This window comes from Pseudomonas sp. PS01300 (genome assembly GCF_029960155.1).
Lineage (GTDB): Bacteria > Pseudomonadota > Gammaproteobacteria > Pseudomonadales > Pseudomonadaceae > Aquipseudomonas > Aquipseudomonas palmensis.
This window is the reverse complement of sequence record NZ_JASCPN010000020.1, coordinates 64554-75175: the sequence shown is the minus strand read 5'-3', so window position 1 is coordinate 75175 and position 10622 is coordinate 64554. Positions and strand designations below refer to the sequence as shown.

General features: G+C 57.8%; 8 protein-coding genes. 6 read left to right on the top strand and 2 right to left on the bottom strand.

Going from position 1 to position 10622, the window contains the following annotated elements; genetic code table 11:
- Together QMX96_RS12690 and QMX96_RS12685 are read right to left on the bottom strand one after the other, a co-directional pair.
- A partial coding sequence (locus QMX96_RS12690) for a copper resistance system multicopper oxidase (RefSeq protein WP_197897076.1) occupies nt 1-1287 on the bottom strand: 1287 nt, incomplete at its 3' end.
- Between the two features lie 182 nt (nt 1288-1469).
- A complete protein-coding gene (locus tag QMX96_RS12685) occupies nt 1470-1676 on the bottom strand; it encodes a co-regulatory protein PtrA N-terminal domain-containing protein (RefSeq protein WP_011953085.1) in 207 nt (68 codons plus the stop codon).
- Between the two features lie 166 nt (nt 1677-1842).
- Here QMX96_RS12685 and QMX96_RS12680 point away from each other — a divergent pair, with 166 nt between their 5' ends.
- The 6 genes from QMX96_RS12680 to QMX96_RS12650 all read left to right on the top strand — a co-directional run bounded on the left by QMX96_RS12680 (nt 1843) and on the right by QMX96_RS12650 (nt 10612).
- Complete coding sequence (locus QMX96_RS12680; protein WP_011953086.1) at nt 1843-2520, top strand: heavy metal response regulator transcription factor; 678 nt, start codon at nt 1843-1845, stop codon at nt 2518-2520.
- Nucleotides 2520-3926 (top strand): heavy metal sensor histidine kinase, encoded by a 1407-nt coding sequence (locus QMX96_RS12675; RefSeq protein WP_011953087.1) that lies wholly within the window; start codon nt 2520-2522, stop codon nt 3924-3926. The genes QMX96_RS12680 and QMX96_RS12675 overlap by 1 nt, the downstream gene beginning before the upstream one ends.
- Nucleotides 3927-4396: 470 nt before the next feature.
- The gene (locus QMX96_RS12665; protein WP_011953089.1) at nt 4397-5650 is read left to right on the top strand and encodes a TolC family protein; all 1254 of its coding nucleotides are present in this window, start codon (nt 4397-4399) and stop codon (nt 5648-5650) included.
- Nucleotides 5647-7113, top strand: coding sequence for an efflux RND transporter periplasmic adaptor subunit (locus tag QMX96_RS12660; RefSeq protein WP_011953090.1), 1467 nt, complete (start codon nt 5647-5649; stop codon nt 7111-7113). The genes QMX96_RS12665 and QMX96_RS12660 overlap by 4 nt, the downstream gene beginning before the upstream one ends.
- Nucleotides 7110-10268, top strand: a complete 3159-nt coding sequence (locus QMX96_RS12655; protein ID WP_011953091.1) for an efflux RND transporter permease subunit — start codon at nt 7110-7112, stop codon at nt 10266-10268. Before QMX96_RS12660 ends, QMX96_RS12655 begins: the two co-directional genes overlap by 4 nt.
- The gene (locus tag QMX96_RS12650) at nt 10265-10612 is read left to right on the top strand and encodes a copper-binding protein (protein WP_011953092.1); all 348 of its coding nucleotides are present in this window, start codon (nt 10265-10267) and stop codon (nt 10610-10612) included. The genes QMX96_RS12655 and QMX96_RS12650 overlap by 4 nt, the downstream gene beginning before the upstream one ends.
- The last annotated feature ends 10 nt before the right edge of the window (nt 10613-10622 follow it).

Sequence of the window (10622 nt, the reverse complement as noted above, 5' to 3'; positions counted from 1 at the left end):
GTCCATGCCAGCCATCTTGCTATGGTCCATACCGGCCATGCTGCCGTGGTCCATGCCAGCCATCTTGCTATGGTCCATACCGGCCATGCTGCCGTGGTCCATGCCAGCCATCTTGCTGTGGTCCATACCGGCCATGCTGCCGTGATCCATGCCACCCATGCTGCCGTGGTCCATCCCCATATCACTCATGGAGATGAGAGGCCTTGGATCTACAGCCGGCACCGGTGCCTGCAGGCCCTCACGGACAGCCAAGGTACCCCTTGAATAGCCGGTGCGATCCATGGATTGAGCAAAGATGGTGTAAGCCTGCTCGTTTTCAGGCTCGACAATGACATCGTAGGTTTCAGCAACGGCAATCCGGAATTCATCGATCGACACTGGCTTAACGTACTGACCGTCGGCTGCGACAACCGTCATTTTCAAGCCGGGGATCCGCACGTCGAAATAGGTCATCGCCGAGCCATTGATAAAGCGAAGCCGGATTTTCTCCCCTGGCTTGAAGATTCCCGTCCAGTTCCCATTTGGCGCCTGGCCGTTCATGAGGTAGGTGTAGGTGTGCCCGCTCACGTCAGCGAGATCGGTTGGGCTCATCTTCATCTCGGCCCACATCTTTCGATCGGCCACAGCAGCAGACCAACCTTTCTCGCTCACGTCGTCGACGAAGTCGCCAACGGTGCGCTTGTGGAAGTTGTAATAGTCCGACTGTTTTTTGAGCTTGGACATAACCCGCGCCGGGTCTTCGTCGGTCCAATCACTCAGCATGACGACATAGTCACGATCGTAGGTGAAAGGCTCTGGATCCTTGGCATCAATCACCAGCGCACCGTAAACACCGACCTGCTCCTGGAAGCCCGAATGGCTGTGGTACCAGTAGGTGCCGTTCTGGTGGACCTTGAACTTGTACTCGTACATGCCGTCGGGAGCGATGCCATGGAAGCTTAGACCCGGCACGCCGTCCATATTCGCCGGCAGGATGATGCCGTGCCAGTGGATGGACGTGTCCTGCTTCAAGCGGTTGCGAACCCGTAGCGTGACCGTGTCGCCTTCGCGCCAACGGAGTATTGGTCCTGGCAGCGAACCGTTGATGGCCATCGCCGTTCGAGCTGCCCCGGTAATGTTCACCGGGAGCTCCCCGATGTACAGGTCAAAATCGGTGCCGGTCAGTACGTTAGGCTGGCCAGGGCTGGTTACGGCCCAGACCGGCGCGCGCCACATGCCCAGCCCACCCAGTAGTCCGGTAGCAGCCAGGCCTTTGACGAATGAACGTCTCGTGGTTTTGCTTTGCATGCCGTTGCGTCCAATCAGGTAGATCGCTGATATCCAGACTGCGGGATCCGCAGCCATCTGGTTTCAATTGAGCTCCCCCAAGCCTCGTAGACTTTCGCCAAAGCACAAGGATTGCGGGAGGCAATACCCCGAAAGCTGACATAGTTCAGATTCCGGGGTGATTACATTTCTGTAAGCTAAGCTCAGCAGCTCTCGTGGCCGGGGTGCTTTTGGCTTTGGGCGGTAACAGGAGCCTCTGCTTTTTTCTCCTGAGCAACCTGGTAAGCCTGCATGGAAGATGCACGTGCAGCTTCCATCCTGGCGAAGGTGCGATCCGCGCCGCCTTCAGCCAGGGCGAGGCTCGCCATGCCGAAGGTGACTACCATCACAATCGCTTTGATCATGTTCATTTGCGTTTCCTCTAAGGGTCAGTTTCGCCTGATTGGCGCCGTTCACAGTGCTCAAGCTAGCTACCCGGCACTGTCAGCAAGCTGAGCCCGACATTACTTTTCCGTCAGCTTCTGGTTGGGTGCCTTTTTTGCTGCACACTGAAGGGCATCCAAGGGGGCGCAGCAGATGAAATTACTCGTAGCCGAAGATGAGCCAAAAATCGGGGCCTACCTGCAGCAAGGGCTGACGGAGGCAGGCTTTACCGTCGATCGTGTGGTCACAGGGACCGACGCGCTGCAATACGCTTTGAGCGAGGCGTATGACCTGCTGATTCTTGATGTAATGATGCCGGGGCTAGACGGCTGGGAGGTGCTGCGGATGGTACGTGCGGCAGGGAAAGAGGTCCCAGTCTTGTTTTTGACGGCCCGTGATGGCGTGGACGATCGCGTGAAAGGGTTAGAACTCGGGGCTGACGATTACCTGGTCAAACCCTTTGCATTCTCGGAACTGCTAGCGCGTGTGCGCACTTTGCTGCGAAGAGGCAGCAGTGGCTATGCTCAGACCACTATGAAGATGGCTGACCTGGAGGTAGACCTGCTTAAGCGCCGGGCCACCCGAAATGGCAAGCGGATCGACCTCACAGCCAAGGAGTTCTCCTTACTGGAACTACTCATGCGCCGACGCGGCGAGGTACTGCCGAAGTCCCTGATCGCATCGCAGGTGTGGGATATGAACTTCGACAGCGACACTAACGTGATCGAGGTTGCTGTTCGTAGGTTGCGGGCCAAGATTGATGACGATTTCGCCCCCAAGCTCATACATACAGTTCGTGGCATGGGCTATCTGATGGATGTTCCCGAGTAATGCGCGCCCAATCGTCGCTCGTTAAACGCCTTACCCTCATGTTCATGTTCGCGGTCATCGCCGTATTGGTCGTTGCCGGCGTGAGCTTCTACATGCTCAGTCAGCACCATTTCCAGATGCTGGATGAGCAAGCCCTGGCCGAGAAACTCGAATCCACCCGGCACATCCTTTCACTTTCAGCAGCACGTGATGAACTTGAGGATCAGGAGCCTCAACTGCGTGCTTTGTTGGGGGCTCATCAGGACCTTTCTGCGGAGATTCTTGATGCTGACGGTACTGTCCTGTTCTCGGACTCCAAGGCATCCCGCATCCCTGAGCGCTTTAAGCAGGCCTCTTCTGGCGCCGTTTGGGACTGGCAAATCGACTCGCGGAACTTCCGGGGGATTACCTCTCAACTGGCTATAGCGCAGGCGCAGGCGCCGGTAACAGTCATGTTGATGCTGGATGTCACCAGCCATGCCCACTTTTTCAAGACGCTGCAATGGTGGTTCGGCATTGGCTTGGTCATCAGCGCTCTGGTTAGTGCAGGATTGGGGTGGATCGTGGCCAAGAGCGGTCTTCGGCCGGTTGGGCAGATCACCAAGGTGGCGACATCCATGTCTGCCCGGTCCCTTCGCGAGCGAATTCCATTGGAGCCCGTGCCGCTTGAATTGCAGGAGCTGATCCTCTCCTTCAACGGAATGCTTGCACGCCTGGAAGACGCGTTCGTCCGGCTATCAAACTTCTCAGCCGACATCGCACATGAGCTGCGGACTCCGGTAAGTAATCTTCTGACGCATACCGAAGTCGTTCTGACCAAAAAACGCGACCTCGATGCCTACGAAGACAACCTCTACTCCAATCTTGAAGACCTCAAGCGCATGTCGCGCATGATCGATGACATGCTGTTCCTGGCAAAAGCTGATAACGGCTTGATCATCCCCGAGCAGGTTGATATCGATCTGGTCGGGCTAGTGTCCAGACTGATTGAGTACTACCAGCTTGCAGCCGAAGACCGAAGCATTCGGCTTGCCCTTCAAGGCGAAGGTACGATCCGTGGTGACCGGCTAATGATTGACCGGGCGGTTTCCAACATTCTATCCAACGCTTTGCGCTATACCCCCGAAGGCCACGATATCGCCGTCCGGATTGTCGAGGCGGCTGATCAAGTGAACCTGTCCGTCCAGAACAATGGGGCCACGATTGATCCGGAACATATCAACAAAATCTTCGACCGGTTCTATCGCGCTGACCCTGCAAGGCGGGAAGGAAGCCCAAGCAACGCCGGCTTGGGTCTGGCCATAACGCGTTCGATCATCGAGGCTCATGGTGGGCGAATTTGGTGTACCTCCGCTGACGGCGTGACGAGTTTTCACATCGCTCTGCCGCACGCCAAACAATCCACTTCCAAGCCTCAAACGGCTTAATGCTCATTTCATGCGTGTAACCTATACTCGGCCATCATGAACCGGCTCCTACGACTGTTCACCATCCTGCTTCTAATCGCATCGCTTCCTCTCAACGGCATGGCGGGAGTCGACTCAGCCATTGAACCATGCCCCATGCAAACCATGGGGATGGAGATGATGGCGGGGATGGATCACGATTGTTGCCAGGATACTGATCCAGGATCAGCTGCCGACCACTCCAAAGCCTGCAAAGTGGGCCAGGAGTGTAGAACCGCGAGCACAGTTCAGGTCGAAATAATTAACCCCACGCTCACCTATTCTGCGCCTAGGCCAGTAGATACCTATGCGGTGAGCCTCGTAAACAGGGCGCCTCCTGACCCTTGGCGGCCACCCCGCGCCTGATTACCTCTTAAATTCACCCCATCGTCCTGTTTTGCAGCCGGATGATGGCATGCGCTTGCGCGCTGATTTTTTGAGGAATCATTTCCATGACTCCCCCACGTTACCGATTAGGGATGGCATGTCTGGCCGCTCTGATCAGCCTGTTGTCGACGTTACCGGCTCAGGCTACACCGTTGTCTCTGGAGGAAGCGCTTCAACTTGCCGAACGCAATGCCCCCATCCTCCAGGCCAGGCAAGAGCAAATGACGGCCGCTCGACACGCTGTGATCCCAGCAGGCGAGCTGCCTGATCCACGTCTCAACCTAGGAGTGCAGAACCTTCCTGTTGACGGCAGTGATCGTTGGAGCATGAACCGCGATTTCATGACGATGCAGGTTGTCGGCCTCTCCCAGGAAGTACCAAACCGGGACAAGCGGGAGGCACGAGTTGAGACGGCACGAGCGAGCGTTGAGCGAGCCGATGCAGAGGCGGTGTTCGAGCGCTTAAAAGTGCGTGCTGCCACAGCCCAAGCTTGGGTCGCGGCGTACACCGTTCAACGGAAACTGCAGCAGTTTGAGGACTTCTACAAAGAAAACCGTCTGTTGGCCGCAGCAATCCGCGCACGCCTGGCCGGCGGTACCGGCGCGACGGCCGACGCACTTGCTCCTGACCAGGAAGCTGCGCAACTCGATGAGCAAAAAGATGTTCTGCTCACACAGGCCGCTCAGGCACGGGCTGCACTCAAGCGATGGATTGGAGAGGATGCTGATCCGCAAGCTCAAGCATTTCCGCGCTGGCCAGTGAGCGCGCCGGACTATCTACACGCTATACATGCACATCCAGAATTGGCGACCTACAACGCCCTTACGCGGGAAGCACAAGCTCAAGTGCACCAAGCCTTGGCAGAAAAGAAGTCGGACTGGGGGTGGCAGGTGGATTACCAGCGGCGCGGGCCTGAATTCAGCAATATGGTGAGCCTGCAGGTAAGTTTCCAACTGCCCTTGTTCGCTGGCTCACGGCAGGACCCGATGATCGCGGCACGTCGCGCACAAGTCCGGCAACTGGAGGACGAACAGGAAGCGGCATTGCGTGAGCATAAAGCGCAGCTGGAGACAGATCTTGCGGATTACCAGCGATTGCAGCGAGCAGTGCAGCGCAGCCGTGAAACATTGTTACCGCTAGCGGAGGATCGAGTCCGCCTCGCCCTTGCTGACTATCGAGCCGGTAAATCACCCTTAAGTGAGGTTCTCACCGCTCGACGTCAGCGGGTTGAAACACGACTGCAAGACATCGATCTGCAAGGACAGTTGGCCGCGACAGCTGCACGGCTGCACTTCGCGTATGGAGAGGTGCGCGCATGAGAAATTCAACTATCAGCCTTGTGGTATTGGCCGCGTTGGCTATCGGCGGTGGCGTTGGCTATCAGCTAGCAAAGCGTGGGCAGGTGTCCACTGCCTCCCCTGAAACGCTACAGAAGGTGCTGTATTGGTATGACCCGATGTACCCCCAGCAGCACTTTCCAGCACCGGGCAAGTCGCCCTTCATGGACATGCCACTGGTGCCGAAGTACCAGGAAAGCACCGCTGCTGAGGTGAGCCCCGCAGTTCAAGTTTCACAGGGGCTCCAACAAAACCTGGGGGTCCGTCTGGCTACCGTAGCGAAAGGGCAGCTTGCTCGAACCCTCCAGGTGAGCGGCGTGCTTACCTTCGATGAGCGGGATTTTAGCGTTCTGCAGGCTCGTACCGGTGGCTACGTCGAACGCACCTATGGCCGCGCTACAGGCGACGTGGTTGCCAAGGGCGCCCCATTGGCAGATGTGTTGACGCCTGAATGGGCGGGCTTGCAGGAAGAGTACCTGGCGCTTCAGCGATCTGGGGACAATGAATTGCGCGCTGCAGCTCGGCAACGACTACTGCTGGCGGGTATGCCTGCCGATCTTATCAACCGGATTGACCGTACGGGAAGGGTCCAGAATTCGGTAACGCTCTTGGCCCCAACAGCAGGCGTCCTTCAGGCTCTGGAATTGCGGCCAGGCATGACAATGACACCGGGTGCAACGTTGGCGAAGATCAATGGTATCGCGAACGTCTGGCTTGAGGCCGCAGTACCTGAAGCGCAAGCCCAAGGCCTACAGGAAGGACAGGCAGTGCAGGCGAATCTGGCAGCGTTCCCAGGCGAACCTGTTCCCGGCAAGCTGACCGCATTGCTGGCTGATGCGGATCTGCAAAGCCGCACCTTGCGGCTTCGTATAGAACTGCCCAACCCCGGCGGCCGGTTGCGCCCAGGCATGACCGCGCAGGTTTCCCTCCATCCGTCCGGGCAACAGGATGACAGCCTACTGGTGCCAGCCGAGGCGATCATTCGGACGGGGAAACGCGATCTCGTAATGGTGTCAGAAGACGGAGGTCGATTCCGGCCGGTGGAAGTAGTGCTCGGCCAGGAAAGTGCTGGCCAGGTGGTCGTGCTGCGAGGCCTTCAGGCGGGCCAGCGCGTTGTGGCGTCCGGGCAGTTTCTGCTGGACTCCGAAGCGAGCTTGAAAGGTATCGAGGCCGTTACTGCTGGCGATGCTCCACTTGCGCAACCTGTACAGCCGGCTCTACATCAGGCCAATGGGCGCATCGTTCAAATAGAAGGTAATCAGCTGACCATCGCTCATGGACCGTTCGTGACGCTGGGCATGCCTGGTATGACGATGACTTTCCCTGTGGCAGATCCCCGCTTGATTGCCGGACTCAAGGTTGGCGAACGCATCCGGTTTGGAGTGCGCGAGCGCGATGAAGGCATGGTCATCGAGCAAATAACCCAGCAGGAGAACCAGCCATGATCGCGAACCTGATTCGTTGGTCGGTTGGCAACCGCGTCCTGGTCCTGCTGGCAACACTGTTTGCCGTAGCTTGGGGCGTTTTCTCTCTGCGCAGTTTGCCGATCGACGCGTTGCCTGACCTGTCAGATGTGCAGGTGATTATCCGCACCTCCTACCCAGGGCAGGCACCGCAGATCGTGGAAAATCAGGTGACATATCCCCTGACCACCACAATGCTTTCCGTACCCGGAGCCAAGACAGTGCGGGGCTTTTCAGCATTTGGAGACAGCTTCGTATATGTGTTGTTTGAGGACGGCACAGATCTCTATTGGGCGCGGTCCAGGGTGCTCGAATACCTAAGCCAGGTTCAGTCTCGATTACCGGCGTCCGCTAAGCCAGTGCTCGGACCCGATGCCACTGGTGTAGGCTGGATCTACCAGTATGCGCTGGTGGACCGCAGTGGTACCCATGACCTGGCACAGCTGCGCAGCCTTCAGGACTGGTTCCTGCGCTTCGAGTTGAAAACTCTTCCGGACGTTGCCGAAGTGGCGACGATAGGCGGGATGGTCAAGCAGTACCAGGTAGTGCTCGATCCGCTGCGCATGGCCAGCTTGGGAATCACTCAAGTTGAGGTTTCGGACGCCATCGCCAAGGCCAATCAGGAAACCGGTGGCGGCGTGCTCGAACAAGGCGAAGCTGAGTTCATGGTAAGGGCTTCCGGCTATCTGAAGTCACTCGATGATTTCCGAGCCATTCCCCTGCGCCTGGCTGCGAAGGGTATACCCGTAACACTGGGCGATGTAGCCACTGTACAGCTGGGCCCTGAGGCACGTCGCGGCATCGGCGAGCTTGATGGACAGGGCGAAGCGGTGGGCGGCGTAGTAATTCTGCGCAGTGGCAAGAATGCGAAAGATGCCATCGCTCACGTCAAATCCAAGCTTGAATCGCTGGAAAAAAGCCTGCCTGCCGGGGTCGAGCTGGTCACTACCTACGACCGTAGCCAGTTGATCGATCGTGCTGTGGAAAATCTGAGCCAGAAGCTGATTGAAGAGTTCATCGTGGTCGCACTGGTGTGCGCTGCATTTCTTTGGCATCTGCGCTCATCGTTGGTCGCCATCGTCTCGCTTCCGGTTGGTGTCCTCATTGCCCTGATCGTCATGCGCCACCAGGGCATCAACGCCAACATCATGTCGCTTGGGGGCATAGCCATTGCAATCGGTGCGATGGTGGACGCCGCTGTGGTGATGATTGAGAACGCGCACAAACGGGTTGAGGCTTGGCATACGTGGCACCCTGGAAAGTCGTTGCGTGGCGAAGATCATTGGAAAGTGATGACTGAGGCAGCAGTCGAGGTCGGGCCTGCGCTGTTCTTCAGCCTCATGATCATTACGCTGTCCTTCATACCGGTATTCACCTTGCAGGCTCAGGAGGGAAGGCTGTTTGCGCCCCTCGCATTCACCAAGACTTATGCAATGGCAGCAGCAGCGGGCCTTTCGGTTACCCTGGTACCCGTGCTGATGGGGTACTGGATTCGGGGTCGTTTACCGGCAGAAGAGCGCAACCCACTCAATCGAACCCTGATACGGCTCTATCGCCCAGCATTGGAGATCGTTCTACGCCGGCCAAAGCTCACGTTGGCGGGTGCACTGTTGATTTTGCTCAGCAGTGTCTGGCCCCTGAGCCAGCTCGGCGGCGAATTCTTGCCGCCACTGGATGAAGGCGATTTGCTGTACATGCCGACTGCCCTGCCAGGTCTTTCGGCGCAGAAAGCCTCTGAGCTTTTGCAACGTACGGACCGGCTGATCCGAACGGTACCGGAGGTCGCCAGTGTCTTCGGTAAAGCGGGCCGGGCTGAATCAGCGACCGACCCGGCCCCGCTGGAGATGTTCGAGACGACTGTCCGACTTAAACCGAAGGATCAGTGGCGAGCAGGGATGACCACTGAGAAGCTGATCGAAGAGCTGGACCGTACCGTGCAGGTACCTGGGCTAACCAATATCTGGATCCCACCGATTCGAAACCGTATCGACATGCTCGCAACCGGTATCAAAAGCCCGATCGGCGTAAAGGTTGCCGGCAGCAATTTGAATGAGATCGACCGGGTGACTCTGGCTATCGAGAAGGTGGCCAAAACGGTTCCAGGGGTGACTTCCGCCCTCGCCGAGCGATTAACCGGTGGACGCTACATCGATCTGGATATCGACCGCCAATTCGCAGCGCGTTACGGCCTGAACATTGCTGATGTCCAAGCGATTGTTGCCGGCGCCGTTGGGGGCGAAAACATCGGCGAAACCGTAGAAGGCCTGGCGCGATATCCCATCAGTGTTCGGTACCCACGGGAGTGGCGTGACTCTGTTGATGCCCTGCGGCAGCTACCGATTTACACCAGCCAAGGGGGGCGAATCACACTGGGAACCGTGGCACGGGTGCGTATTGCGGACGGTCCACCCATGCTCAAGAGTGAAAACGCGCGCCCCTCGGGCTGGGTGTATATCGACGTGCGGAGACGGGACCTGTCCTCCGTCGTTGCCGACCTGCGCCGGCTAGTCGATCAGCAGGTGAAGCTCGATCCTGGCATAAGCTTGAGCTATTCCGGGCAGTTCGAATACCTGGAGCGCGCCAATGCGCGCTTAGCATGGGTAGTACCGGCGACGCTGGCCATTATTTTCGTCCTTCTCTACCTCACGTTTGGCCGCCTCGGTGAAGCGCTGCTGATCATGGCTACCTTGCCATTTGCGCTAACCGGCGGCGTATGGCTGCTGTACATGATGGGCTACAACCTGTCGGTGGCCACGGGTGTCGGTTTTATCGCCTTGGCTGGGGTCGCAGCAGAGTTTGGAGTCATCATGCTGATCTACCTCAACAATGCCTGGACTGAACGAAACGGCAACGGTACGCAGGGGCAACCTGCGCTTCTGGATGCTATCCGCGAAGGGGCCGTGCAGCGCATCCGCCCCAAAGCCATGACCGTAGCAGTGATCGTCGCAGGCTTGATGCCAATCCTCTGGAGTAGCGGTACCGGCAGCGAAGTCATGAGCCGGATCGCTGTACCCATGGTCGGCGGCATGCTCACCGCGCCTTTGCTCTCACTATTTGTAATCCCTGCGGCTTACTGGCTCGTCAGGCGCCGCGGACTCGCTGTACACGATAACCCCCAAACAGGAGTAACCCGATGAAGAAGCTACTGATCAGCGCTGGCCTGGTGTTCGCCGTTGCGGCGGCGGTGCAGGCCCAAGACATGTATGGCACGGATATGAAGAATATGCCCATGGAAGGCAACGAGACCCAAGGCAGCCAGGCGGCTCCGACTGCATCGGCTGAGGGAACCATCAAAGCTTTGGAACCAGGTAAAGTTACCTTGGCGCATGGACCAGTATCAGCCCTGAAATGGCCGGCAATGACCATGGGCTTCAGCGCTACCGAGCAGCAACTCAAGGGACTCAAGGTAGGCGACAAGGTCAGCTTCGATTTCCGAATGAATGGGGGCACAGCGACGATCGTAGGCATTCGCAAGCAGTGACGGATTGACT

Bases quoted from the DNA above. Each gene is read 5' to 3' on its own strand.
- QMX96_RS12655 (WP_011953091.1), top strand. From the start codon at position 7,110: ATGATCGCGAACCTGATTCGTTGGTCGGTTGGCAACCGCGTCCTGGTC.
- QMX96_RS12675 (WP_011953087.1), top strand. From the start codon at position 2,520: ATGCGCGCCCAATCGTCGCTCGTTAAACGCCTTACCCTCATGTTCATG.
- QMX96_RS12680 (WP_011953086.1), top strand. From the start codon at position 1,843: ATGAAATTACTCGTAGCCGAAGATGAGCCAAAAATCGGGGCCTACCTG.
- QMX96_RS12665 (WP_011953089.1), top strand. From the start codon at position 4,397: ATGACTCCCCCACGTTACCGATTAGGGATGGCATGTCTGGCCGCTCTG.
- QMX96_RS12685 (WP_011953085.1), bottom strand. From the start codon at position 1,676: ATGAACATGATCAAAGCGATTGTGATGGTAGTCACCTTCGGCATGGCG.
- QMX96_RS12650 (WP_011953092.1), top strand. From the start codon at position 10,265: ATGAAGAAGCTACTGATCAGCGCTGGCCTGGTGTTCGCCGTTGCGGCG.
- QMX96_RS12660 (WP_011953090.1), top strand. From the start codon at position 5,647: ATGAGAAATTCAACTATCAGCCTTGTGGTATTGGCCGCGTTGGCTATC.